Below are 24495 nucleotides of genomic sequence, written 5' to 3'. Positions count from 1 at the left end.
GCGCCGTACGGGCAAGTTGATCACCGGCTAGCTGTCCTGTCCGCGTGAACCTTGCGGGTTCCGGCCTTAGTTTGCGGGTCGACTGCCGGGTTCGGGTCTAGTTTGCGGGTCGGTGGCGGTCGCGGCGCGCGAGCTGGGCGAGTGTCGATGGCGGCGACGGGCACGCTGGTCGGTCAATCATCAACCGCAGGACTGTCCACGCCGAGTTCCGCGCGGACGTTACTAAGGAATGCTTCCTTGGCGCGATGGGCCTCGGTCAGTGCGATCGACCGGGATTGACCGTCCACACCGTGGGATGCCACGGTGATATGTGCGCCCACCGTCGCACGCATCAAGTCGTCAGTGGCCGCTCGTAGCCGGGGTGACGCCAGAATGTCGACGGCCGCTTGGAAAGACGCGGCGGCGTGGCGTCGCTGGCTCATGTTGGCCTGAAACTCGTCGGCGGGGTCTTTGCGCTCCAACGCCTCCACGTACTTCAAGAGGGCGCCCAAGTACTCTTCGGTCTCTTTGAGCAGTCCAGCGTAGGTGTCCTTGCGCTCCTGCAACCAGTGCATCGCGATCGCGTCGGCACGCTCGGCGGCCAAACGTTCACTTTCCCGCCGATGCCGCAACTCCTCCCTCGCCGCCTCCCTCTCCCACCGCCGGTCTTCCCGACGACTGTTGATCAATTGGCCGGTGACGACCCCGACCAAGCCGATAATCCCGACGACGATCGGCACCCAGACCGAGACCTGACCAGAAGGCATAGCCAGCAATGTAGGGCCCGCTCGCACCACCCCATCCCAGATCCGCAAAGCCGCGTTCGAACTAGCCCCTTCGCTGCTGCACGATGAGAATCGGAGTTCCGGAGACCGCGACGGTGTCGCCTGCGCGCACCGGATGGCTGGTGCCGTCGAGGTTGCGTACTTCCTCGGCGTGCGACGGGACCGACGTCCTCGCGGTGCCCTCGTGCGTCCAGCGGATCGTGAGCAGCCGTCCGTCGTCCGCGGCGAACTCGCACTCCCACACGTTGGCCGGCTGGTTGATGGCGAGCCCTTGACCGCATGACCGAGCGCTGGTGCGGGTCAGCCACCGTTGCAGTTCCTCCACCGCGAGCGCGGCCCGGGTGGGAGGGCGGCCGACGGCTTGCAGCGCGATGGGCAGGTTGTCACTGCCCCAGTTGTAGAAGTAGGTGCGTTCGAGGCTGAAGTGGGAGCCGTAGATCGCCACCAGGTAGAAGCGCGTGGCGTAGTCGACTGCGCGTTGCTCGTCGAGCCGTTCGTTGCGCACGTACTCGTAGGTGACGCCGGTGTTCCACAGGCGTGGGTGGACGCCCGCGTCATGCAGGGCCCCGTCGATCTGCTGCAGGCGCCCGACTATGGTCTCCGGCGGGTCGGCCGCCGCCTGCTGGTGCAGGTTGATGCCCGCGACGTCGCAGTAGTCGTAGCCGCGCAGCTCGGCGAACCGGCGCAGCACGGCGCGACCGTCGTCGGTCCATAGCCGGGCGATCGACGGGCACACCACGACCGCTTCCGGGTCGACGGCCTTGATGGCGCGCCCGGCCAGCCTGGTCATCTCGACCAGGGTGTCCGTCGAACCGGAGAAGTAGCGCTGGTCGTTGGCGTGGACCCACACCTCGTAGGCGGCGATGCGGCCGCGATAACGGGTCACCAGAGTGCTGACGAACCGCTCCCACACGGCCAGGTCGTCGGGTGGCGCGCTACGCGAACCATCGCCATATGGTGCTTTGGGCCCGTTAGGCGCGGCCCATGCCGGTGTGCCGCCGAACACCAGCGTCGCGGGCAGGTCCGCCTTCCGCGCGCCGGCGACGAGCCGGTCGAGGACGGTCCAGTCGTAGGTGTCGCGCCGCGGCTGCAGGCTCGCCCACCGCGTGCGGCTGTCCCAGAACCGCAGACTGCCGACCTGGAAAGACGGCATCGCCCCGCTTGAGGAGGACACCGTCACGCCGAACAGCGACGGCGCCAGAGGTTGTTCGCGCTGCCACGACGGGCCGGCAATCTGCTGCCGAGCGGGGGCGGTCCCGAGACCCGGCATGCTGGCGGCCAGCGACACGAGGACGAGCACCAGGACGAGCCCGGCCGAAACCGCCGACAGGGTGCGCGGACGTGGCAGCCGCCGGTATTCCGGCACCGGGTGCCCGATCTCCGAAACAACCGGGCCCACGGTTTCCGAAGCAATAGCCTGTCCGGTCGCCGAATTCCATTGCACCAGTAGTTCGATCAATTCCGCGTCGCCCGCCGAACACGCCGCGGCGATTCCGACCACGGTCTGATAGTCCGGTGGGACAGTCGTTCCCGAGCAGTACCTGTGCAGTGTCGAACTGCTGATGTGCGACTTTCTTCCCAGCTCCGAGTAGCTCAGCCCACTGCGCTGTTTGAGCGCCGTGAGGTGGCACGCGAGTTCTTCCCTGCCTCCCGGCACGCCCATCGCCCTCCCCCGAGTTTCCGGCGTCGCGGGCCAGTATGCAGCCATCCCACACCCATGGGATATCCCCTGGTCAGGGCATGCTTGGCCATGCCGGGACAGCGACGTGTTGTCCGGATGCGGACTCATCGGGCAGCGTTGTCCTGACCGCACTCGCGGACATCGCACAGAACGAGATTCGCCGGCCACGCCTCCACGAGATCGCGTGGCTTGCTGGACAAAATTCGAATTATGCAAATAAGGACTATGTGACGGAGAAGCTAATGGGAAGAAAATTGGTAGTCACAGTCAGTGGCGTGATGCTTGCGTCGTCCTTGCTTTCGTTTGCGGGGGTCGCGAACGCCACCGCAAGCGGCGGGGAATCGGCAGCGCCACCCCCCTATGAGTGCGCCGCGAACCGACTCTGCATCTACATGGACAACGACGGCAAGGGCAAAGCGTTCAACATGCAGCTCGGCGCCCGCAACCTGGCCGATGTCGGCCTCAACGACCAGACGAGCTCCGTATACAACCTGTCCAGCAAGATCTTCTGCCTCTACGAGCACGCCGGCGGCGGGGGGCGCATTCTCGGCATCTCCCCGAACTTCAAGGGGAATATCGGCCCGCGGTACAACTTCAACGACATCACCAGCTCCGTTGGAACCGCCAACGCCGAGAAGAAGTGTGACAGAGCCGTTCCCTGATCGGCTCCGAGATTCCGAGACACGGAGCGGAGCCCGGCTGCCCCCCGTTAACGCGCCAGTTCGGGTGATCTTGCCGAAGATCGTGCCTAACCTGGGGTGATGGCAAAAACATCATCGACAGTGCAGGCCCGGCAGGTCGTCCGGGAAAGGATCGCGGCGCGGCGGGAAGCCGCCCGGAAACGGGAACAGGCCGAACTCGAGTGGGTCACCGCTTTCGAGGTCGCACGAACACGACGCCGGGAGGCCGAGGTACATATGGCGGCCGCGGTCGTCGGCCTGGCCGGTTTGGGTGCCAGCGTCGCCGACATCGCCGAGATAACCGAGGAGTCCCAGGCCGAGGTCCGGCGCCTGCGCAAACTCGCCGACGATTCACCACCGACGGCCGCGGACGACGCGACGAAGACGTCGTTGCCGGACTCGGCGATTCCACGGCAGCCGGCAGGCGACAAAGGCGCGAGAGCAGCCGGGGACGGGCAGAGCGAGCTCACGTTCCCCACCGCCTGATCGGCAAGACCCACGCCGAGATCGCTGCGTTGTGGAACGTGAAGCGGCAGGCGGTCGGCAACGCCCTCACCCGGGGCCGCTGACTGCGCGGCTGCGCGGCAACTGCGATCCTGCCGACAGGTTGCAAAGGGTCCGAGCAGGCTTGATAGGTCTATGGCTTCGATATTCCTATCAAGCCTGCTCTGTGACTCAGCTTCGCTATTTGTGGGGCGGGAACGCCACGGCGAAGAACTCGTCCACCCGTTGCTTCGACATGCCGCCGTCGAGCATGAGGGACTTTCGCAGTGACTTCTCGACCACTTCGGCCGGGATCTTCAGGGTGTTCCCGGCGTCGCGGACGATGGCACCGAACAGGGCTGATGCCCGTTTGGGTGCCTGCTCGAGGAACCAGCCCAGCGAGTGCCCGGTCTGGCGGGTGAGGCTGATGACGCCCATCGCGGTCGCGAGGTGGCTGTTGCGCTGCAGCTCCCACAGCACGCTCTGCTGGATCATCCAGGCCAGGTCGGTGGTCGGGATCGCGGCGTCGGCGTTGACCGCCGCGACCCAGCCGAGTTGCTCGGCCAGGTCTTTGGCCGCGGTTTCGTTGCGGAAAGGCCGGGCCCAGCGTCGGCGGACGGCGGGCTTTTCCCACAGCTCACGCAGCAGCATGTCGGTGAGCCGGGTCCGCAGCCGCCGCAGCGCCGGGGACATCAAGCCCGCCGCGTCCTCGGTGGCGACGTCGTCGCCGGCGAGGACGGCAGCGGCGTTTTGTGGATCGCGGCGGCGTTGCTCGAGCCAGTCGGTCACGACCGGTCGGGACCAGCGTTTGCGGCCGCCGTCGCTGACCTGGGGCGCGGGAAGGTCGGCTTCGTCGCGGGCGATGTAGGCGCGCAGGGTCGAGGCCGCGATGCCGGCCTCGACCGCGAACTCTTCCACCCCGAGCAGTCCTGCTTCGGCCAGCTCGGGCGCGTTCAGCGTCACGACGCACTGCTCCAGGGCCAGGACGTCACGGTCGGCGCGGTGCTGGGCCCAGCGGGCCAGGTCGTGGCGCCACTGTTGCGGCGGCACCGGCGGGCCGGGCGTGAACTGAACGACCTTGGAGACGGTGCCCCGCTCGGGACGGCAGCTGTCGTCGAGCAGGTCGGCCGCGGTGATCACGGTCGGCCGCTGCACCGGGCGGCGCATGTAGGTCTCGGTGGCCCAGTTCAGCACCTGCCGGGGCCGGTACCAGGTGGTGCCGTCCCACCAGTAGCCACCGAGGCGGGTCATCAGCGCCCGATCGCCGAACCATTCGTCGTGGGCACCCGAGCCGGCGTCGTCGCGGTAGAGCAGCACCGACAGGCCGTGATCGGGGTGGAACCGCAGGACCCAGGCGAAGTCGTGGTTCTTCGGGTCGGTGGTGTAAGCCGCCCACTCCCCCGTGGTCTCGTCGTCGTCGCAGCGGCCCCACATGTCACCGCCCGCGCGGCGGCCGAGGCCTTCGACCGCCTCGGGATCCTCGATCGGGATGTGCCCGTCGTCGACGAAGGGCAGGTTCGGCCATGGGTGATCGGTGCGCAGGCCGTTGGCCACTGGTTCGCCGTTCCACGTCATCCCGTCCACTCCCCTGTCCCAGTGCTGCACGATCAGGCAACTTGAATGCTGTACTGAAAGTACAGCACTAGTGCGGCAGCTCCGACAGACCGGCTTATGCATCGGCGCGCTCGCGCGACGGTCTGCCGGGTCACGCATGTCAGCAGGTCATCCGGAATCCCGGAGCGCTGGGTTGTTAGGGGAGGTAGATCTGCTAGGCCTATCAAGCCTGCTCGATGAAGCAGGCATGCCCTGTCGCCCGATGGTCGGCGTCGGCGCGGGATCCCCACCGGGTCCGGTCGCGCTCCGATCGAAGGAGGTGGCTCAGCGCGCGGGCGGCTCGGGCGCTGGTCCGAACACGAGGTTGTCGTGCCTGCGGCACAGGAGACGGACTTTGCGGCCTCGGCCGGGCAGCCGTTCACCGGCGACCGCGGTCAGCCCGCATATCCAGCACCGTCCTCCTGCTGGCGCCGCTACCCGCTCCACACCTGGCATCGCCGCAGCCTTTCCGTCTTCGGCCCGCAGTCGAGGTGATCATCGCGGCATGGGCCGGGTCCTCGTAAGGGCAGCCACTCGTTGGCCTGGCCGATCGACCCCTTCCGGAGGACATATGTAGGCGATCCCTACATCCGATGCGCCGTTCTCCGGACGGCCTGCTGAGCTCGCCTGAGCCCGCTGGTCACCGCGCTGGTCCGCTACGAGCGATCTCGATGCCGGCCGCGGCAGGAGAACAGAGACCTCCCTGGCGAGCAGATGCAGTCAATGTCGCGATCATGCGGCCGCGTCGCCGCAGGCAGATCTGCCTGGCCGGGCGATGTGCCGACACCGTCAGCTGGGAGAACACCAATGCACGACTTCGTGGAGGCACTGCCCGAGATCATCACCGCGCTGGGCGCCGCCATCACGACGATCATCGCCGCCGGACGCGGAAGGTCACTACGGGAAGACGCTGACGACAACCGGTCGGAACGCGAGGAACAGGCTTGATAGGCCCGTAGTCTTGCTTGGCCTATCAAGCCTGCTCGATGAAGCAGACATGTTGCCGCCGGTGACGTCGATGGTCAGAGAACGGCGAGCAGCACGGCGGACACGGCGAGCGCGAGGCCGTGGAGGGCTTGGTCCGCCAGGTACATGCCGTTGAGGCCTCCGGTATTGAGAGCGGCGAAGGCCGGGGAGCCGGTGTGTTCGAGGAGCCACCGCACCGGCCACTTCCGGTCCAGGAGCGCGTGGGTCAACGCCGAGACCGCGAGGGCCGCGGCCACTCCGGCCGGCGACCAGTGCAGGGGCAGCACGAGCCAGGCCAACAGACCCAGGACGCCCAGGGTCAGGTGGTACTGGGCGATGTGGGCGAGATTCGCCGCCCATCCGCCGTGCCTGGTCGTGTCGCCATTCGCGACCTGCTCGGGTGTCGGCGCGCCTTTGCGTTCGGCCTGCCGGTCGGTCTGGCCGGTGACGTGGTCGCCGAGGTTGTGCGCGACGTGGAGCACCGCCCAGCTGGCGGCGAAGGTGGTCAGAGTCGTCAGGTCGTCGATGGACGCCATCGTGGTCGCCTCCAGGCGAGTGAGCTGGTCGGATAGGAGTCGTAGACATGCGAGGTGTGCGAGTCCTGCGAGACATGCGAGGCACAGCACGTCTCGCGTGGGTCAGAGCATCGCGGCGGCGATGTCGGGATCGAGCTCGCGGACGGTGGTGAAGCTGACGCCCCCGGCGTGGTGGACGTCGGCGATCGCGTCGGCGTAGGGACTGGTGGCCGCGGCACCGAGGACGTCGCCGAGGCGGGCGAGGGCGCCGTCGGCGAGGTCGACCAGCTGCTCGCGGATCCGGTCGAGCTGGGCCAGGTGCTCGGCGAGCTGCCGGCGGTCGAGCTGGCCGAGGACGGTCAGGTAGCGGGCGGTGGGCACCGAGTCGACGGTGTGGCAGAAGCGGTCGATGGCGGCGGTGACGGTGGTGATCACGGGGTCGGTCATGAGGTCCTCCCTACTGGGCCTGCGGCGTCTGCGAGACCTATCAACCCGCTCGAATTCTGGTCTTTCTGGCTGGGTGGATAGGTCTGCGAGACGCGCTAGGCCTGCTGGTGTTGCGTGGCGTGTGGTGCGAGGTCGAACAGCGGGACCATCTCGGCCTCGGCGGCTTCACGTAGCCGCCGGGCCCGGCTCTGGCGATGGTGGTCGCGATCGTGGTGGAGGTGGCAGCCCTGGCAGAAGGCGACGAGGTTGTCCTCGGCGCAGTGCTCCGGGATGTGGTCGCGGTGCGCGGTGGTCAGCACGACCTCGGACCCGGTTCCGGCCGCGGGCGTGCCGTGCCGGTTGCGGCAGCGCCCGTCGACGGCCAGGTGCTTGGCGGGGCGGCCGCAGTCACCGCGGCATTCGCAGCGGCCGCCGGCGCGTTCGAACCGGATGCGGTAGCTGATCATCGGCCAGTCGGCGGGGTAGCGGTGCCGGTTCTCCGGATGGATCGGCATGGCCACCTCACCCGGCCCGGCGTCGCCTATGAGCCCCACGGCACCGCGTCTGCCCAGGTGGAACGGCACTCGCGGACTTGCTAGACCTCGCAGGGTCGCAGCAGATATCGAGGATCGCAAGGTCACGAGGTATGTCGGACGTGCTCGGGGCGTGCAGCCGCTTGAGGACGGCGTCGACGAAGTTCGGCCGCGCGGCCGGGTGGCCGGCCATGAGGTTGCTGGCCATCCAGGCCCGGATGGCGAACGGCGGCATGCCAGTCTCGTCGCGGGTGGCGATCTCGGTGACGAACGGGGCGGCGGCGTCCGGTGAGCAGCGCAGGAGCCCGGCCGCGTCACGGATGACGAGCGCGCGGGCCTCGTCGGGGGTCACCGGACGCCTCCGACCTGGTCGGCCACGTCGGTGAGGTGGTCGGCCAGCCACTGCAGGGCCTCGGCGGTGACGTCGAGGACCACGGCGACGCCGTAGAAGAGCGTGCTCATCGGGCCGTCACCCCGTCCAGCAGCGCACCGAGTGCGTGCACGACGTCCTGGTCAGTCCACGCGGCCTCGTCGTGGCCGCGGGCTTCGGTCCGGGCGCGATCGGCGGCGTGCCGGATGGCGGCCGCGGTGCAGGCGTCGACGGTGCCGGCGTGGAGCTCGAGGTTATCGGCGACCGCGGTGGCCAGGGCGGCGGCCGCGATGTGGTCGGATCCGGCCAGCGGCTCGGGCCGCAGCACGAGTTCGTGGTAGCGCAGGGCCAGGGCGTTGGCCAGGGCGAGATGGTCCGCGCGCTCGCGCGCAGGGTCGATCGAGTGAGACACTGGAATCTCCCTTTCGAGGGTGTCGGCCGATCCCTGGAGCCACGAGCTGGAATTCTGAAGCTCCCGGGGTCGGCTTTTCTGTTGTCCGCTCGGCGATGGCCGCCGGCGGCAAGGTCAGCCGTCGACGTCCTCCTCACTCGCGGGCGGCTGGTAGGGCACCAGCCGCGCGACCGGCTTGGTGCCCCGGATGATCACGTACTCCTCGCCACGCCACTGGACGTCGTCGAGCACGGCGGCCCACTGGTCACGAGCGGCGCGGGACAAGATCTCCTTCATAGCTCCGATGGTCCCAGTGGTACCACTGAAGTGCTAGCCGCCCAACGAGTGGAAATTGCTCCTACCTGGTCTGATAGATCTGCTACCTTAGGCAGAGAAGGCAGGTTAAGGTCCCCGCGATGCCTGGAGGTCTTCGCAGGCCTCGCAGGGCCGTTTACGCTGCGGCTCATGGCTGCCAACGAACTCACCACCCGCTCCTGGTATCTCCCGAAGGACGTCGCCGACGACCTGTCCGCAGCGTGTGACGAGCTGTTCTACGACCTTCGGGGCGCGGTGCCGAAGTACCGCATCCTCTCCGAGCTGATCCGCGAAGGCCTCAAGCACAAGAGCAAGGTCCGGCAGCGGCTCACCCCGCGCGTCTCGTAGCGGCTTGCGGGACGCAGAAGCAGGCCCAGGGATTTACGGCCGTATACAACCTGCGGCGGCGCGTTCAGTTCCACCTTCAAGTCGAGGCCGCCGATTTACGGCCGTATACAGGTCCACACGGAACGGTTCGAGCACGGACACGCCTTTTCCTTCGCGGGCTCCCCGCTTTATGGGCGTCGAACTGGCATGCTGTGCCCCGTCCGAAGTAGCCGCGTATCACGCGGTGAAGCGCACGGAAGGAAATTGGCTTATGCCAAGGGTTCATCTCGTCCTGTCGCAAAAAGGCGGCGTTGGCAAAACCACGATCGCGGTCAATCTCGCAGCGGTGGTGGCCCAGACCCTGGGTTCGGATCCCGCAGCGCCGACCGTCATGGTCGCCAGCATCGACCCGCAGGCATCAGCGGTGTGGTGGGCGAACCGCACCGATCTGGACACGCTGCCGTTCGATTTCGAGCAGGTCGACGACCGGCCTGACGACGTCGCCGCGCTGAAGAAGCGGGAAGAGTACGAGCACATCTTCATCGACGCCCCTGGCTCCCTGGCCCGGCCGGCGGTCCTGGCCCGCGCGATGGACTCCAGCGACGACGTGGTCGTCCCGTTGATCCTCGAGCCGCTCGCCTACGGACCGACCGAGCGCACCGTGCTGGACATGATCCAGCCGAGGGGACTGCCCTACCGGATCGTGCGGAACCTCTGGGATCGCCGCGACGGCCGGACGGATCTGGAACTGACCACGAAGTGGCTCGACACCCAGGGATTCCGCTACACGAACACCGTGATCCGCAAGTACAAGATGCATTCCACGGCCTCCGCTGAGGGGCGTGTCTGCACCCAGTACCCGTCGGGTCGTACCGCGTCCGAGGCGCAGAACGACTTCCTCCAGCTGGCGCTGGAGCTTGGATACGGGGGGACTGTCTGATGGCGCGCCGGCGCACGGTCGAGGGCTCCGCACTCGGCGATGTCGGCGACGGACCGAAGACGGTCCCCGTCGGCTCCATCGCACACAACCCGCGGAACCCGCGCGACCACTACAACGATGTCGCCGAGCTCGCCCTGGGGATCAAGAGCGTCGGGATCATGACCCCGCTCGCGGTCACGCGGTACGAGATGTACCTGACGCACTATCCCGAGCACGAGCACGAGATCGCCGGGTACGACTGGGTCGTACTCAACGGGAACCGCCGTCTCGCCGCGGCGAAGCTGCTCGACCTCGCCGAAGTGCCGGTCACCATCGCCGACCACCTTGGCCGTGACCGCATGTTCGACGAGGGCGTGCTGATCGACAACATTCACCGCGAAAAGCTCCCGCTGCTGCGGGAGGCTCTCGCGTTGCAGGAGCTTGTCGACCGCCATGGAAGCCAGAGCGTCGTCGCTGACCGCATCGGCAAGACCCGCGCCTACGTCAACCAGCGGGTTGGCCTCCTCCGGCTCGTCAGCGAACTCCAGGACGCGGTCAAGGAGAACAAGCTGGCCTTCGAGGACGCGCGCATGCTCAGCGCACTTCCTGCCGAAGAGCAGCTCCCGCGCTGGCAACGACTGCTGGAGCTGCGCGACGTCACCGGCGACGTCGACCTCGCTCGCCAGCAACTCGCCGACGAGAAACGAACCGGTAGCGAGGAGAACACCGCGGGGGACGCCCCGACACCGACACCTCGCGGCCGCCCCCGGGCGCGGACGGTGAAGATCGGCGCGCCGGACGAAATGGCCACCAAGCTGCGGGAATTCCTCAGCGAGGAGGACCTGACGGTCCTGGTGAAGCTGCTCCAGCAGCCCGCCCCGTAGCGCGGCGGCGATTTACGGCCGTATACAACCCGGCTGCAACTTCGCTTCGGACAGAAGGCCCTCGGCGTGTGGCACAGGCCACCCGTCCGGGGGCCTTCTGCATGTCCAGACGCCTGGTGCGGGTGGGTGTCGCCCCTGGCTAACAGCGCGGCGGCGATTTACGGCCGTATACAACCCGGCGCCCGCCGGGCCCTGCCTGAAGCAGAGCTCGGACACGGAGATCGCCGCCGGAGAACCCCTCTGTCCGCTCTGGAACCTTCGGCGCGACGTGGACAGTTCGGAACAACGAAGCCGTGGCGATTTACGGCCGTATACATCTCGCCCGGCTTGGTCACCCTCGGTGGAACGTTTCGAGAGGGCGCCGCCGCCGGCCGGACGACGCTCGGATCCGGCACGTACTGCCAGGCGTGCACGGCGGAACTGGGTCTCGATTTACGGCCGTATACATCCGGGACTGATCGACGGGTTGTCGCGGCGACCGCACCCGGAACCGGCGGCTAGCCCGGCGGGGCGGATTCCGGGGCGGAACATCGCCGCTCGTTCCGGAACCGGCTACCCGGAACGAGCCTCACATCGGGCCCGGAACGACACCCGGAACGCCGCAGGTCAGACGGTACGTTTCGGGTAGCCGGTTCCGGAACGGTTCCGGGTAGACGTTCCGGGTTCCGAGCCCGTCGTTCCGCCCGGAACCAAGGCCTCGTTCTGGGCGGAAGTTCCGGGGGTTCGGGCGTCGCCGATTCCGCCCGGACGCGGGCATCGGGTTCCGGAACCGCCGGCACCGTCCGGCGTCCTCGGTTCCGCCGTTTCGTTCCGGATGCCCGCCGCGCGACATCTCGCGTGCGGCGGCGGCGTGGAGGACGTATCCCGCCGAGCTTCCGAATCGACGTGGAGGCGATCGCTGATCCATCCCGGGGGCTGGTGGGCGCCGCGGAGAAGCGAGCCTTCACCTAGGGCTCGCGTTGCTGTCCGCCGACGCGGCCGCCGGAGATCGCTGAGCACGGCTGTGGGTCACGCTCTGTACGCCGAGGATACGCCGACACCGGGGGTTTCGCGCCCTTTCGCCGCAGGTTTCGCTATCGTTGGCCTCGCGCGCGCACGCGTCGCGCGTTGCGCTTAGGCCTGTCCCGGACACGGAACGCTCGGCCGCGAAACCCCTTGAGACCACCTCGGTCACACGCTGCAACCTGTCCCTGCGGTATCTCAGCTCGATCCCTCACGCCCGCGTGAGCGCCTCACCCCGGCTGTATAAAGCGTTATACAGCCCGGGAAGGGTCACCACCCTCCGGTGACCGAGTCGTGGTTGCATCGGGCGACGACGTCCTGATCCTCGTCGAGGACGACCCAGCCGTACTCGTCGCACAGGTCGCAGTCGGCGATGCGTTGGCGTTTCATGCGCGCCTCGACGTCGACCCGATGCTGGGCGGCTCGGCGGTTCTCGGTGTCGAGCTCGTCGATCTTGCGCTGCAGGGCATCCCGCTGATCGGGAGAGAGTCCCTGCGGGACGTCCTTCAAGCGGTGCCGAACGTAGCGCGTGGGCGAGTGCACGAAGGTCGGCACGCCTTGACCGTGGATCCGTCGAAGGATCGACGAGACGGACCAGGTCGCGGCGAGCCAGGGGCGGATCAGCGCTTCGAGACTGCGTACGGGGATCTCAGCCAGTGCGGGATCGAGCTGTCGACGAAGCTCCTCAGCTTGCCGCTGCGTGCCCGAGTGCCCCTTTGGCGTGTCTGGACGCCTGCGGGGACGCTTTCGGGCCGGAGAGGCGATCTGAGGGCCGGATCGGAACAGGCTTGTCCAAGAGCCCGGCGAAGCCGGTCGTTTATCCACATCCAGCACCGTAAGGAACTGATCATGGTTAAAGAGCCCTAGAGGTGGGTGGACATTTTCGGTTCCCCGGAGGAAGCCGACCACGTTTGCGCAGGTCAGCGATCCCTCGACAGCGTCGCGCCCGGAGGCTACGAGGAGCTCGTCGGCGGTGACCCAGGCCAGGGTGCCGTCCGAGCCGACCGCGATGACGTGCCTGCCGAGCGCCAGCGCGTTCCGGACATCGATGTACTGATCCCGGTTCGCGTCCAGGATCCGCAGTCCCAGGCACCGCTGCTCACGCTGGGCGCGTTCGATCGCGGCTCGCTCGGCCAGGACCTCGGCCGGGATCGGCACGCGCAACTCGTAGACGGGCGCGACGAACACGAAGCCGGCCTTCTCGTCCTGCTGCGGCACCGCAGGGGCCGGATGCCGCAGCGCCGCGATCAGGACGGCCTCGCGGCGAGGCAGCCCGGTCGCCACCAGCTCGAGCTCGGCGCGGGCGCGTGCCATGGCCGCCGCTTCCGCCTGCTCCGCGGCCGCCATCCGCTCCTCGTCCGCCGTCCGCGCGGCCGCACGCTCGTCGGCGGTCGGGTTCTCCGGCAGGCTCATCCGGGGCAGCTTCAGCCCCGGCACGACTTCGTGCATCAGCTCCTGCTGCAGGAACCAGTGCACCGACCGCTGGACCGTCTTCGAGGACTTCCCGATCGCCTCCCCGACCGTTTCGTGGGTCATCCAGGCCAGCGGGCGCCCCGTCCTGTTCCGGTCCCACGCGTACACCTCGGCGACCGAGTAGCACGTCCGGCGCGACCGGTCCTGGTGGAAGTCGATCGAGCACGCGATCCGGGTCAGGACCTCGTCCAGCCACAGCTGCCGCGACTCGGCCGCCTGCGTGCCCTCCGGCGGCCGTCGGGTCTTCAGGTTCAGCGCGAGCGCCACCCGCGCCGGCCGTGGCACCCACCGCAGCTGACCCCAGCCGATCCCCGACTCGATCAGGAACTGGTCGACCGGGTGGAGGTCGTCCCACCGCAGGCCGTCGTCGACCTGCCGCAACTCCTCCACCGGCGACCGCGCGGGGAACGGATCCGGCACTTCGCCGGCCACCACCGCGGCCAGGCCCTCCGCGCCGCCGCAGCTGTGCCAGCACAGGTCGCACGCCACCGGACGCGGGAACGACTCCACCAGCGTCGGCCGCTGACGGCCAGGACGACCGCATTTAAGGCACTGACCAGCGGAAACAGCCAGCTGAAACAACTGCTGGACACTGTCCGCGGGGAACAGTTCCTCTTGTGTGGCCGGTACGACACGCACATTTACCTGCGAAATTGCAGGCATAGGGGTACCGGCCGGGCTGCCATTTGGTATGGTCACTCCCGAACAAGTGCTGCACTCCCAGAGCGCAGCAAAACGGCCAACAAGACGGATGTCCTGTTGGTGGTTCACCGGACGCCAATCCGGTGAGGGTCGAGACAGCGGCCGCCAAACCGCTTCTCGGTATGAAGTTGTGGGTTGTTTGTTGTTGTGTTGCTGCTGTTCTGTGCAGTGCGGGGTAGAAAACTTAAAACTGAGCGGATTGCCGATTCCGCTCCCCTCGGGCGCCAACCCGAGGGTTCAAGGCCTTAACGCCCAGGGAGCGCCAACTCCCTAGGGCGTTTGTTCTATGCGGCGGGCACCTCCCGCTGCTGTTCGAGCTGACGGACCTGACGCCGCAACCGCGCGACCTCGGCCCGCAGGCGAGCCAGCTCCGCACGCTCCTGCTCGACCCGAGCCGGAGGGATCACGCGCGCGAGCGGCTTCGCGTGGAAGGTGACTTCCAGTTCCTCGCCCTTGAGCATCGACTCACGGAGAACGGCAACCTTCGCCCTGAGCTGGTGCGCAGTCACGGTGGTCATCTGGGGCTCCTGAGACGTCTGAGGCAAGTTGCGGGGGTAACCCTAGCGTCACAATGTGCGCATTCCCACGCCCCCGGTCCCTACGGCGTGTCGCCAGACTGACAAAGTTTCCGCAGGTAGACCCCCAAAACACTCTTGACACCCTGCCAACTGCGCCTGACATGTCCGACTGCCCGGGTCTCCGTCGGACCGCGGCCGCGCGGCAGACGGTGCACGTTCGTCCGACGACAGCGGAGAAGCTCAAACTGTCGTCGACCCGATCCGCGTCCGTATCCGGCAGCGCGACAAGAGCCAACAGGATTTGATCCTGCTCAGCGCCGAGCGAGCCGATAGGCACCGCCGGAGCCTCGACCGCCACCGCCTTTCCCTGGCCGCGGTATCTGCGAGAGGCCGACGTCGCGATCGTCGCCAGCGAATGGTCGACACCCATGGAGCGGGCCGATTCCCTGGGTCGCCCCGCACTGGTGGCGGACCTGGGGTCGGCGTGGAAGAACACCGCCGAGGTTCACGCCCGTCCCGAACTCGCCACGATCCTGCGCCGAGACGCGGAAGGCCTAGGACCCCGGTGTCGACGTCCAGCTGAGCTCTTCGAGGTGATGCACGCTGGATCACGCCTGATTCAGCGTGCATCAAGCGTGATCCTCCAGCTCGAGCCTGATCCAGGCTGCATCAGGGCCAGGCCGTCGGGAGATCCGGCGTGCCGCAGCTCACGGGCTGAGGTGCCTGCTTTGAGGTTGCGTGTAAACGGGCGACATGGTGAACTGGTCTCACTTGCACTTATAAGTGCACGATGGTTCGGTTGCAACTGTAGCCAGCTACGGCTGTAACTAGAAGCATCCTGATGGGAGTGATTACAGTGCCAGCACTGGTGGCTACGACCGACCGTGAGCTTCTACTGGCGAACGAGCGGGATCAGCAGCAGGCGAAGACGCTGGCGAGCCAGCTACCTGATCGCGGTGCCCGCTTCACCGCCGCGTCGGACAAGACCGGCGACGCCGTGCCTGTGCCGAACGAGCTATCCCAGCTCATCGCCCAGGTGATCCAGGCTGTCGCACGAGGACACGCGGTCACGGTCAGTTCCATGCCAGAGGAACTAACCACTACCGCGGCGGCGCAATTACTTGGCGTGTCGCGCCCAACCCTGATGCGCAAGGTCAACGCCGGCGAGATCCCGTCACACAAGGTCGGTTCACACACCCGGCTTTGGACGACTGACGTACTGCGTGAACAGCAGGCACGCCGGCAACGGCAGCTCGCTGCGTTCAATGAGCTGCGGGCCCTCGAAGACGACTGATTTGTCACTGTCTACCGGCCGTGTCTGCCTGAGTGCAGATCGGCCGGTAGATAGCCTCTTGCAGTGGTCCCCTCGAGAGTGTTCGTCGACGCGAACGTGTTGTACTCCCGCACCCTGCGAGACTGGCTGGCGTTGTTGCAGCTCAGCGCGCCCGGCGAGATCTACATGGTCTATTGGACCGAGGACGTGCTCGCGGAAGCGATCTACCATCTCCGGAAGAAGCACCCCACCTGGGACGGCGTGAAGATCACGCAGATCCGAGATCGGATCGCCAGTGTCTTCGAGGACGGCCGGGTCGACGACTTCACGATCGACGGCACGTTTCCCGGGGACGACCACGACGACCAGCATGTGCACGCTGCCGCGGTGGCCTGCCAGGCTGATTACATCCTCAGCTGCGACAACGGTTTCTTCCTCGCAGAGGAGCACGCCGACTCGATGCCCTACGAGGTCTACCGGCCTGACGAATTCTTCATGCTGGTGGCCAACAGCGCGCCCGACCTCGTCCGAGACGTGACCCGCACGCAGACCGAGTACTGGGCGAAAAGGAACGCGGGCCGCGCCGACCTGGCCGGCCCGCTGATCAAAGCCGGCTGCCCGGAGTTCGCGGAACGCGTGCGGAACTTTCAGGGCGAGCTCTCGCTGCCCGCGGACAACATGCAGGCGCCAGTGGCTGGCGACAAGCAGCAACTCCCGAGGTTCTAACAGCACCACGGGATCACCACAGCGCTGCTTGCAGAGACGACCTGCGTCGCCCGGTGATCGTGCGCTGGAACTGACGTGGCAATGGTCCTCACCAGCGGATTCGTCAATGCCCCTCAACCGGAACTCCGGGGTATACGATAAGTAGATGACTTCGGATACCGCGATGACGACGGTGAAGGTGACGATGGAAGCTCGTGACCGGCTGGCCGTGCTCGCGGCCGAGAAGGGCCAGTCCATCGGCGCCTTCATCTCCAGCGTCGCGGACCGTCTCCCGACCGCCGCCGAGCTCGACGCCCGGGACGAACGCACCCGCGAGACCCTTCGCCAGCTCGGGATCGAACTCGCTCCCAGCGACCGCGCCGAGGGCGAGGCGCTCTGGGCGGCACTGGACGCCGGCGATGACGAAGCCCTCGTCCGGGCCGCCGGCGCGTGAGGTCCTTCGTCCTGGACACTGCGGCGCTGGACGCGCTCGGTTCCGGCAACACGGTGCTGTCGAAGCTGCTGTACGGCACCCCGCGCGACGTCGACGACGTCGTCCTGGCCCTCTATCGCGGTCCACGGCTTCTGGTCCCGGCGATGGCCCTGCTGCACGCGGGTCGCCAGCGAACAGGCCTGACCCGGCACGTGTCGGTGCTGGAACCGCTGCACGTCGTCCTGCTGGACGCCCCGGCCGTCACGGCGTTGTGCGAATCGCTGGCCGACCTGGCGCCGGACATCGGCCACGTCGTGCATACCGCGGCAACGTATGACGCCTCGGTGATCACGCCGAGCCCAGAGTCGTACCCGGAATCGGTCCGCGTCGTGCGGCTGCCGATCTAGGCGGCCTCCGTTCTGGCGAAGAAGGTCAGTGCCATGCCGACTCGGTTGCCTGGCAACTGATCGTGGCACTGGTCTTGGCCAGCGAGTTTTCAGCGGGCTCCCGCGAAGCGGCCCGCGGCGAGGCCTGGCCGGCAGTGGCCCGGCCGATTTCCGCGCGGTGGTTGTGGACCGGTTTGCTGACAGTGGGTCCGGCGCGCGCTCGGATTCCGCGACTGGGGATTCGGGCGCCGTGGCCGAGGGGCGCGTTATCGACATTCAGAGAGCGCTTGCGGCCTTTGTTAGGCCGAACGGGTTGCGTTTCGTTTGGTACTGACTACCTATTCGGAGTGATTCTGTGGCGTGGCGCTTGGTCACCGGCCGGTAACGGATAGGTTGGCCCGACGGCCGGGGAGCGGCAGGAGTCAGTAGGGGGTTCTGCCGCTTGCGCCAAGCCCAGGGAGTGGGCTCCGGCTTTCATGCCCGAGTGCGCGGACGGGCTCATTCCACAGAAAGGCAGAGGTACATCACAGCAATAGGGAACATCATCCGCGGCACGGGGAAGCCCGCCCGCGGCACAGCGACGAACTGCTTTCGTTTTCCCTAGATGCTCGGTCGGGCGAGCAGGCGGCGATCGGGGAGCCGCCGGAGATCACCGGCAAGAACGGAACGACATTGCGCAATCCTGTGCAGCACACCATCACCCCCGGACCGGACGCCAGCGTGCTGGCTCCGGTCTCACCGACGACCACCTTCCATGCCCGGCGCCGCGGCAGGCCCGCGCTCGCCGGCATCGCCTCCACCGCAGCGTTCACCAACGTCCGGCTGACCGAGCCTGCCCGCCAGCTGGTGCTGCTCATGCTCTGCAGCCTCGAACGCGATGAAACCCTGACCGATGCCTACGAAGCCGTGCTCGCCAAGTACGGCGACCGCCCCGGGCACTGGTGCCACGGCAAAGACCTGCACGGCTTGCGGCACTTCTGCAGCAAGTTCCTCGGCCGGGCCGCGCGCAACGCGCCGACCTGGGAGGTACTGACCGATCTGTTCAGTGCCACGTTGCCGGCGCCGGACTGCGAACGGCTGCTGCCCTGGGCGGCGTGGCTGTGGTGCCGGGCTCACGACGTCGCGGCGCCTCCGGGCTACACCGGGCCGATCACCTGCCCGCCCTGGGGCGAGCGGGACGTCGTGGCCAAGGCCGCCATCGTCGCCGCCCTCCGCGCAGACCAGCCGCCGCACCCGGCGGATCCTGCGCCCGCGTCCTGCGAGCCTCCTCACCATGAGCCGCGCGAGGACCACGAGACCCTGCCGATGGCGGACACCCCGTCCCCGGCGTGGGAAGACACGATCCCGTCGGAGAACCCGCGGGATCTCCGGGTGCTGCTGGATTACATGACTCGGGTCTATCGCTCCCAGCAGGAGCAGAACCGGCGGCTCCATGAGCAGATCCAGCAGCTCCTCGATGACAATCTCGAACTCGACCACATGACCTGGGATCTGCGGACCCAGGTCGCGAAACTGACCCAGGCCGCCGAAAAGTCGATCGTCGAGCAGGACCCGTCCCTGACCAGGCATCAGGTCCGGCAGCGGCTGGAGATGATGATCGGGCGTACCCGGTCGCCGTTGCCGCCGTTGCCTCGGTCGCGGCTGCGTCCGATGCCCGTCTTCGTCGATCATCACGACCGGCGTCTGGCTCCGGTGCCTCCTTCGGCCTGACCCCTTCGGGCACTCCACCTGCGCCCGGGCAGCGACTCCGTCGCCGCCCGGGCGCTGTGCTGTCCGCGCCAGCTCGCTCACCCCTCGGCGGTGACGGCCGCGAGGGGCGGTTCGACGATGACCACGGTCGGGACGGCGATCGGCTTGTCGGCTTCGCTCCTCCACACGTGAGTACGGCACTGAACGAGAAAGTGAATTGTTCAGTCCCCGTTCAGTGCCTCTCATTACTGCCGGGTTCAGTAATTATTAGTGCCATTAGTTCCATCGCGATTCCGGTGGGATCGTTTTATTGCCCTGACCAGTCGGAACGTTGCCGTGTGATATGTCGGGCAGAAATACTCAAAACCGTTTACCGACAGGGACTGACTGCCTGTCGTCCGAGCTCAGTTCCCGTTTCCGTCCGGCATGTCCGGATGGATACATTCGTTCTCGTTGGGCCGAGATCGACGGCAAGACATCGGCAGATATCGATTTCCAAGGAGTTTTTCGTGATGAACACGGACAAGCCACGTGTCTCCACCCCGCGCCGACGGACGCCCCGCGCGGCGGCAGCGTCAGCGGCCCTCCACGTGGCCGGCGTGGACCGACTCGCGCCCGACACGCGGGCCCACGGGCCCAGCCCGTGAACAGAAAGGAGCGCCCAGATGGGCGGAAAACACCGCAAAGACAAGGACGGCGGGCTGGCCAGCAGGGGCGGATGCGCGGTGATCATGATGATCGCCGTACCTCTGCTCGTCCTGCTGACCACCGCCGCTGATCAGGCCATCATCCTGATCAGCTGACTACCGGCTCCCGTCAGAGAACCGACCGCGCGGGGCCGGCCCGTATTCGGGTCGGTCCCGCATCCTGTGCACCACTAAATCTCCAGTGCGCACGAATTATTACACCCGAAACCTGAATATTCCTCTACCGCAAACACCAATGCCCCAGTCGAGTGAGGACCCTTTACTCCCATGAACCCCCGTTGCACCGGCCGTCCCAATCTTCACGCCCGCCAGTCCCGGATCCGCCCCCGCGTGGTCCCGCTGCGCCTGCGCCGCGGTGCGACCACCCCCAACGGACGTATCTGCGGAGAAACCGACCGTGAAACGCACTTCGTGCCCAGCGCGGCCGTCGACGGCGACAACACAGCCGTCACCACCCTCTGCGGCACTCAACTTGACCTCAGCCAAGCCGAACCCGCCGAGCACGCCCGCGGCGTGCCCTGCACCACCTGCTACCTCCAGTTCCTCCATGTCACCGACCTCCACGTGCCCCACCAGCGCGACAGGCGAGAATGGTGAGCGCCCGCGACGAACACCAGGCAGCCGAGCGGCCCGGAGACCCGCGCCCGGTGCCACACCCCGATCCGACGAAAAACCCCGTGTCAGCCGGGCCGCGGCTGACACAGGCAGAGCAGAAGCGCGATCTACGAGAACTTGTCGAGAAGATCGTCAGGCTCTGGGGCCAGCCGGAGCGGAATTGTCGGTAGCCGGCTGTAGCTTCCCCCGTCATGAGCAGCGAACCCGGAAACGCGACGGAACCGCCCCGGCGGCTCCGCGCGTACCGGTTCGCGCTCGACCCCACCACCACCCAGCTCGACACCCTCGCCCAGCACGCCGGCGCAGCCCGCTGGGCCTTCAACCACGCCCTCGCCCAGAAACTCGACGCCCTCCACCGCCGCCAGCTCCAGATCGACGAACTCGTCACCCTCGGCTACCCCGAACAGCTTGACTTCTGGATCTTCGACCACGAGATCGTCGGCGGTGCGTGCGCCAGTCTCTGCTAGGGCTCGCAAAAGGCGAGATCTAGCAGGAACGCAATGGGTCGCTGGCAAGAACGGTGCGAAATCACCCTTTAGTCAATCGCGTATTGACTAAACGTGCGTCCCGGTCACACACTCAGTCGTGTTCGTCCGTTCGACGAGAGGGTCATGGGCACGATGAAGATCACTTTGGTGGCGGCGGCCTGCAACAACGGTCGGACCTGCCCGAACATCAACACAAGCGACCGGGGCACCGTGGTGGTCCAGGGCTACATCGCGGCGCGCGACAGCGTGCCCGGTCCCGCCCTGTCCGCCTCCGACGCCGTGGTGGAGATCCCCGTCGGGCTCCTGCCGGACGGCCTGGTCGCCGCCGGCACCCGGATGTACCCGACCGGCCGCGGCACCCTGTTAGTCGTCGGCCCTCGGGTGGTCGACGCGGAAGCGCTCGCCGAGCTGCAACTGCCCGAGGGCGAGGACGCCGTCGAGGTTGCGGCCGCGCCTGGAAGGATCCCTGTTCATGCTGGATGAGGAGCAGCTCGGCGACTACATCGACGCCCGGTTCACCCGGCGGCTGTTCCGCCTGGAAACCCACGACTTCCTCGACGTGGGCAGCGACGGTGACGACTTCCAGCGCTACCTCGCCGGTCAGCCAGGCCCGGACATGGCCCGCAAGAACGCCTGGCTGGATGTGCTCCGGAGCGAGGTCGCCCAGGGCAAATACACCTACCGCGTCCACGTCGTGCGCTCCCCGCTCACCGACTACCTCCGGTTCGACTTCGAGTGGGGCTACGTCCACAACGAAGAGGCCGGCGAGCGGATCGGGATCCTCGACCTCGCCGAGCGCGACGCCCCGAGCGAGCTGATCAACCACGACTTCTGGCTGATCGACGACGAGCACCTGGTCCTCATGCACTACGACGACCGCGGCCGTTTCACTGGCGCTGAGCCCGTCGACGACGTCAACGAGCTCGCCCGCTACCAGGCCTGCGCTCAGGCCGCGTGGTCTGCCGCGCAGCCATTCGGCGACTACTGGCGCGGCCACCCTGACGCCTGGCGCGACAGCCACCACGCCGCCTGACCTCGCTTGATCCAGGAGATACACCGTGACCACGCCGACCCCGCCGCTGTCGACCGCGCTGCGCACCCTGCGCGAGGACTTCGGCATCAGCGGGAACGAAGCCGCCAAGAGGGCCGGGCTGTCCCAGAGCAAGGTCTCCCGAGCGGAACGCGGCGCCTTCGCGCCGAGCCCCGAGGACGTCGCCGCCCTGTGCCGCGTCTACAAGGCGCCGGCCACAGTCCGCAAGGAGCTCATGCAGATGGCCCAAGACCTCAAAGAAGCCAGCCACAGCGCGCGGATGACCCTGCAGCGCGGCGGCTGGTGGATGCAGGAACGCATCGGCAAGATCGAGCGAACCGCCGAACGGATCCGCGAATTCTCCCCGTCGATCGTCGTCGGCCTCGTCCAGACACCCGACTACATCCGCGCGCTCTTCGGCGACTCCCTCCCGGAGGAAGACCTCGAGCGGACCGTCCAGGCCCGCTTGCTCCGCCAGGACATCCTCACCAGCGGCCGGACCATCGACATCGTCATGGCCGAAGGCGCTCTCCGCTGGTGCATGGGCAGCCCCGCCGTCATGGCCGGACAGCTCGCCCACCTCATCGACATCAGCCAGGCCGGGCACGTCAGGCTCGGGATCATCCCCTCCACGACCCCGGCGACCGTGCCCGCCCTCCATCCCTTCGCCATCTACGACTCCCGCGCCGTCCTCGTCGGCACCATCAACGCCACCGCCCTCATCACCGACGCCCAAAATCTGCGCGACTACGAGGACTACTGGACCGAGATCCAAGACCTGATCACCTGGGGCGACGACGCCCGCGCCCAGCTCGAACGCATCAGAAGCGACTTTCTGCAGGGCGCCTAACCAGGCGTTTTTCACGCACAGACTTAGTCAATCTCACATTGACTAGATGTTGATTGAGAACTCCAGAGTGAGCATGAAAATGGGGTGGGACCAGATGTCTCCTAGTCCCACCCCATGCAATGAAGACGCGCTATCTACCTGTCGATGTCGCCGAAGAGCTGAACGGCGGTCTGATCGGTTGATAGCTGGAGTCGGTAGACCTGGCCTCGTCGCAGCGTGGCTGGGTCGAGCTGGGCTGGCCAGTCGCCGACTGGTTTGCTGAAGGCCCCTTGGAGATGCCATCCGTCGCCGGCGTCATGCAGTAGCGGCCTGTGGCGCTGGCTGACGCTTACCGGCGCGACGGTCGGGTCGTGGAGGTCGGCGGTGTGGAGCGGGTTGGTCTTCCAGCCGTCGACGATCCGGCAGTACTCGTGGCCGAGCTGGTTCCCTGCTGAGTCGACTCCCGCGTACCCATACAGGTCGACGGGCAGTATCTCGGCCGCAGACCTCCTCTCCGTGCTGGGCAGCGTGAGCACCGGCGCGAAATCGGTCGCCGTGGAGATATCGAGGCCGGGACGAGCCGCCTTGGACAGTTCGAACAGGGCACCAGAGTGTCGCCCAGGTACGTCCACGGTGCGGGTGAGCGTCGCGCCAAGGTTGAGGTAGTAGTTCTGCAGCTCCACGTTGGTGCGCCAGACGTCCCACCTCAACCACAGCACACCTCGGTTGCCCGCGTAGTCGGCAGCCCAGTCGATCAAGAGGGCGCCTAGCCCTTCGCCTTTGCGATCAAGGCGCGTGGCGAGCTTGGACAGGTAGAACGCGGGGGCACGTCGCTCTTCGATTGTCCAGAAGTCGCTATCCGCGACAGTGGTCAGCGTCAGGGTCGCAACTGGGTGCCCCGCCTCCGTCAGCAGCCAGGTCTCGCCGCGGTCGATGGCGTCGCGCATGACGGGCTCGAAGTCCCGGGTGGTCCACTGGTTCGTTTCCCGGGTACGCAGCCAGGCCGTTCGTGCGTCGAGCAGAGACATGACGGCCGACAGATCCGAGATCGTCGCGCGGTGCATGAGGTAGCGAGCTGAGATCATTTCTCCACCTCGTAGGTCAGCTCCCAGCGGTCGGAGGGGAAGGCGCTCGCCATCAGGCGAACTGGCTGGCCGGATGCGGTGTAGCTAGTGCGGTCGTGCCGGATCACGGGAAGTCCGCTGGAGATCTCAAGCTCGGAAATCTCTCGTGCGTGCGGCCGGCGTGATCGGATGCTGTCGCGGTGGCGGACCATCTCGTGACCATGCTCGCGAAGGACATGGCGGCCACCGCGTTGGATGTCTGTGGGATCGGCGATCTCGGTGCCCTTGACCAAATCAAAGGGGAAGTACGAGTCCGTGATGCAGTAGGGGACGCCGTCGATAGTGCGCATCCGGCGTCGCGCGAGCACCAGGTCGTTGTCAGCCAACTCGAGCGCGGACTTGATCGAGCCTGACGGGACGATGGTTTCCACTCGGATGTGCTGGTAGGGCCGTCCGCCCTGAGCTTCGACGGCGTCGGTGAAGGCGTCGCGCCCGCGATCATCCGCCTCGAGGACGTACATGGGGAGCTCGTAGCGGGCGAGCCGGAACACGGATGTCCCGCGCCGGGTGTTCGACTGCAGGTACCCATCCTGATGCAGGAGTCCCAGTGCGTCCCTGATGACGGTTTTGGAGACGCCGTACGTCTCGGCGAGCTCCTCCCGTGTCGGCAGTGGGTCGCCGTGACGGAGTTCGCCGCTGTCGATCTTCTCGGCCCACTCGGCTGCAATCCGCAC

The 24495-nt window shown here is 67.1% G+C and carries 30 protein-coding genes; 17 read left to right on the top strand and 13 right to left on the bottom strand.

The window, feature by feature from the left end:
• Window positions 1-173: 173 nt before the first annotated feature.
• Both CVV72_RS41060 and CVV72_RS41055 read right to left on the bottom strand, forming a co-directional pair.
• A complete protein-coding gene (locus CVV72_RS41060) occupies window positions 174-746 on the bottom strand; it encodes a hypothetical protein (protein WP_219154738.1) in 573 nt (190 codons plus the stop codon).
• A gap of 61 nt (window positions 747-807) precedes the next feature.
• Complete coding sequence (locus CVV72_RS41055; RefSeq protein ID WP_219154736.1) at window positions 808-2427, bottom strand: helix-turn-helix domain-containing protein; 1620 nt, start codon at window positions 2425-2427, stop codon at window positions 808-810.
• Window positions 2428-2837: 410 nt separating this feature from the next.
• On the opposite strand from CVV72_RS41055, the gene CVV72_RS41845 reads away from it, so the two are divergent.
• Together CVV72_RS41845 and CVV72_RS41045 are read left to right on the top strand one after the other, a co-directional pair.
• Window positions 2838-3107, top strand: coding sequence for a peptidase inhibitor family I36 protein (locus tag CVV72_RS41845; protein WP_255632837.1), 270 nt, complete (start codon window positions 2838-2840; stop codon window positions 3105-3107).
• Between the two features lie 99 nt (window positions 3108-3206).
• Entirely contained in the window at window positions 3207-3611 is a 405-nt protein-coding gene (locus tag CVV72_RS41045) for a hypothetical protein (RefSeq protein WP_219154732.1), read from the top strand.
• Window positions 3612-3809: 198 nt separating this feature from the next.
• Here CVV72_RS41045 and CVV72_RS41040 read toward each other — a convergent pair whose 3' ends face one another.
• Window positions 3810-5213, bottom strand: a complete 1404-nt coding sequence (locus tag CVV72_RS41040) for a hypothetical protein (RefSeq protein WP_219154729.1) — start codon at window positions 5211-5213, stop codon at window positions 3810-3812.
• 795 nt (window positions 5214-6008) lie between these two features.
• Between CVV72_RS41040 and CVV72_RS41035 the strand changes: the two genes are divergently transcribed.
• Window positions 6009-6149, top strand: coding sequence for a hypothetical protein (locus CVV72_RS41035; protein ID WP_219154726.1), 141 nt, complete (start codon window positions 6009-6011; stop codon window positions 6147-6149).
• 74 nt (window positions 6150-6223) lie between these two features.
• On the opposite strand, the gene CVV72_RS41030 is transcribed toward CVV72_RS41035, so the two are convergent.
• The 6 genes from CVV72_RS41030 to CVV72_RS41005 form a co-directional block, all read right to left on the bottom strand.
• Window positions 6224-6703, bottom strand: a complete 480-nt coding sequence (locus CVV72_RS41030) for a transcriptional regulator (RefSeq protein WP_219154724.1) — start codon at window positions 6701-6703, stop codon at window positions 6224-6226.
• A gap of 102 nt (window positions 6704-6805) precedes the next feature.
• Complete coding sequence (locus tag CVV72_RS41025; RefSeq protein ID WP_219154719.1) at window positions 6806-7129, bottom strand: hypothetical protein; 324 nt, start codon at window positions 7127-7129, stop codon at window positions 6806-6808.
• A 95-nt stretch (window positions 7130-7224) separates the two neighbouring features.
• Window positions 7225-7623 carry a hypothetical protein gene (locus CVV72_RS41020; RefSeq protein WP_219154716.1) on the bottom strand — a complete coding sequence of 133 codons (399 nt, stop codon included), beginning with the start codon at window positions 7621-7623 and terminating at the stop codon, window positions 7225-7227.
• Window positions 7624-7630: 7 nt separating this feature from the next.
• On the bottom strand, window positions 7631-7993 hold the full coding sequence (locus CVV72_RS41015; RefSeq protein WP_219154714.1) for a hypothetical protein: 363 nt from the start codon (window positions 7991-7993) through the stop codon (window positions 7631-7633).
• Window positions 7994-8099: 106 nt separating this feature from the next.
• A complete protein-coding gene (locus CVV72_RS41010) occupies window positions 8100-8423 on the bottom strand; it encodes a hypothetical protein (protein WP_219154711.1) in 324 nt (107 codons plus the stop codon).
• 114 nt (window positions 8424-8537) lie between these two features.
• On the bottom strand, window positions 8538-8699 hold the full coding sequence (locus CVV72_RS41005) for a type II toxin-antitoxin system Phd/YefM family antitoxin (RefSeq protein WP_219154708.1): 162 nt from the start codon (window positions 8697-8699) through the stop codon (window positions 8538-8540).
• A 168-nt stretch (window positions 8700-8867) separates the two neighbouring features.
• Between CVV72_RS41005 and CVV72_RS41000 the strand changes: the two genes are divergently transcribed.
• The 3 genes from CVV72_RS41000 to CVV72_RS40990 all read left to right on the top strand — a co-directional run bounded on the left by CVV72_RS41000 (window position 8868) and on the right by CVV72_RS40990 (window position 10847).
• Window positions 8868-9065 carry a hypothetical protein gene (locus CVV72_RS41000; protein ID WP_219154706.1) on the top strand — a complete coding sequence of 66 codons (198 nt, stop codon included), beginning with the start codon at window positions 8868-8870 and terminating at the stop codon, window positions 9063-9065.
• Window positions 9066-9288: 223 nt separating this feature from the next.
• The gene (locus tag CVV72_RS40995; protein ID WP_255632836.1) at window positions 9289-9984 is read left to right on the top strand and encodes a ParA family protein; all 696 of its coding nucleotides are present in this window, start codon (window positions 9289-9291) and stop codon (window positions 9982-9984) included.
• Complete coding sequence (locus CVV72_RS40990) at window positions 9984-10847, top strand: ParB/RepB/Spo0J family partition protein (RefSeq protein WP_219154703.1); 864 nt, start codon at window positions 9984-9986, stop codon at window positions 10845-10847. Before CVV72_RS40995 ends, CVV72_RS40990 begins: the two co-directional genes overlap by 1 nt.
• Window positions 10848-12119: 1272 nt before the next feature.
• Here CVV72_RS40990 and CVV72_RS40985 read toward each other — a convergent pair.
• Both CVV72_RS40985 and CVV72_RS40980 read right to left on the bottom strand, forming a co-directional pair.
• Complete coding sequence (locus CVV72_RS40985) at window positions 12120-14093, bottom strand: hypothetical protein (protein ID WP_219154701.1); 1974 nt, start codon at window positions 14091-14093, stop codon at window positions 12120-12122.
• 215 nt (window positions 14094-14308) lie between these two features.
• The gene (locus CVV72_RS40980) at window positions 14309-14542 is read right to left on the bottom strand and encodes a type II toxin-antitoxin system Phd/YefM family antitoxin (RefSeq protein WP_219154698.1); all 234 of its coding nucleotides are present in this window, start codon (window positions 14540-14542) and stop codon (window positions 14309-14311) included.
• 868 nt (window positions 14543-15410) lie between these two features.
• Between CVV72_RS40980 and CVV72_RS40975 the strand changes: the two genes are divergently transcribed.
• From CVV72_RS40975 to CVV72_RS40925, 11 genes are all read left to right on the top strand, one after another.
• Window positions 15411-15836: a helix-turn-helix domain-containing protein gene (locus CVV72_RS40975; protein ID WP_255632835.1), complete on the top strand. Its 426-nt coding sequence runs from the start codon at window positions 15411-15413 to the stop codon at window positions 15834-15836.
• 63 nt (window positions 15837-15899) lie between these two features.
• Entirely contained in the window at window positions 15900-16541 is a 642-nt protein-coding gene (locus CVV72_RS40970; RefSeq protein WP_219154694.1) for a PIN domain-containing protein, read from the top strand.
• 145 nt (window positions 16542-16686) lie between these two features.
• Window positions 16687-16974 carry a hypothetical protein gene (locus CVV72_RS40965; protein ID WP_219154691.1) on the top strand — a complete coding sequence of 96 codons (288 nt, stop codon included), beginning with the start codon at window positions 16687-16689 and terminating at the stop codon, window positions 16972-16974.
• Entirely contained in the window at window positions 16971-17360 is a 390-nt protein-coding gene (locus CVV72_RS40960) for a hypothetical protein (RefSeq protein ID WP_219154688.1), read from the top strand. Before CVV72_RS40965 ends, CVV72_RS40960 begins: the two co-directional genes overlap by 4 nt.
• A gap of 651 nt (window positions 17361-18011) precedes the next feature.
• Window positions 18012-19049, top strand: coding sequence for a hypothetical protein (locus CVV72_RS40955; protein ID WP_219154685.1), 1038 nt, complete (start codon window positions 18012-18014; stop codon window positions 19047-19049).
• Between the two features lie 644 nt (window positions 19050-19693).
• Complete coding sequence (locus tag CVV72_RS40950) at window positions 19694-19831, top strand: hypothetical protein (RefSeq protein ID WP_192746951.1); 138 nt, start codon at window positions 19694-19696, stop codon at window positions 19829-19831.
• 171 nt (window positions 19832-20002) lie between these two features.
• Window positions 20003-20332: a hypothetical protein gene (locus tag CVV72_RS40945; protein WP_219154682.1), complete on the top strand. Its 330-nt coding sequence runs from the start codon at window positions 20003-20005 to the stop codon at window positions 20330-20332.
• Between the two features lie 209 nt (window positions 20333-20541).
• Entirely contained in the window at window positions 20542-20817 is a 276-nt protein-coding gene (locus CVV72_RS40940; RefSeq protein WP_219154679.1) for a helix-turn-helix domain-containing protein, read from the top strand.
• 144 nt (window positions 20818-20961) lie between these two features.
• Window positions 20962-21321: a hypothetical protein gene (locus CVV72_RS40935; RefSeq protein WP_219154792.1), complete on the top strand. Its 360-nt coding sequence runs from the start codon at window positions 20962-20964 to the stop codon at window positions 21319-21321.
• Window positions 21311-21871, top strand: coding sequence for a DUF6879 family protein (locus CVV72_RS40930; RefSeq protein ID WP_219154676.1), 561 nt, complete (start codon window positions 21311-21313; stop codon window positions 21869-21871). Before CVV72_RS40935 ends, CVV72_RS40930 begins: the two co-directional genes overlap by 11 nt.
• A gap of 25 nt (window positions 21872-21896) precedes the next feature.
• Complete coding sequence (locus CVV72_RS40925; RefSeq protein ID WP_255632834.1) at window positions 21897-22718, top strand: helix-turn-helix transcriptional regulator; 822 nt, start codon at window positions 21897-21899, stop codon at window positions 22716-22718.
• Window positions 22719-22852: 134 nt separating this feature from the next.
• Here CVV72_RS40925 and CVV72_RS40920 read toward each other — a convergent pair whose 3' ends face one another.
• Both CVV72_RS40920 and CVV72_RS40915 read right to left on the bottom strand, forming a co-directional pair.
• Window positions 22853-23782, bottom strand: coding sequence for a GNAT family N-acetyltransferase (locus CVV72_RS40920; RefSeq protein ID WP_219154674.1), 930 nt, complete (start codon window positions 23780-23782; stop codon window positions 22853-22855).
• Window positions 23779-24495 (bottom strand): GntR family transcriptional regulator, encoded by a 717-nt coding sequence (locus tag CVV72_RS40915; RefSeq protein ID WP_255632833.1) that lies wholly within the window; start codon window positions 24493-24495, stop codon window positions 23779-23781. Before CVV72_RS40915 ends, CVV72_RS40920 begins: the two co-directional genes overlap by 4 nt.

The sequence above is a fragment of the Amycolatopsis sp. TNS106 genome (assembly GCF_019330265.1).
GTDB lineage: Bacteria > Actinomycetota > Actinomycetes > Mycobacteriales > Pseudonocardiaceae > Amycolatopsis > Amycolatopsis lurida.
This window is presented reverse-complemented; position numbering and strand designations above follow the sequence as displayed.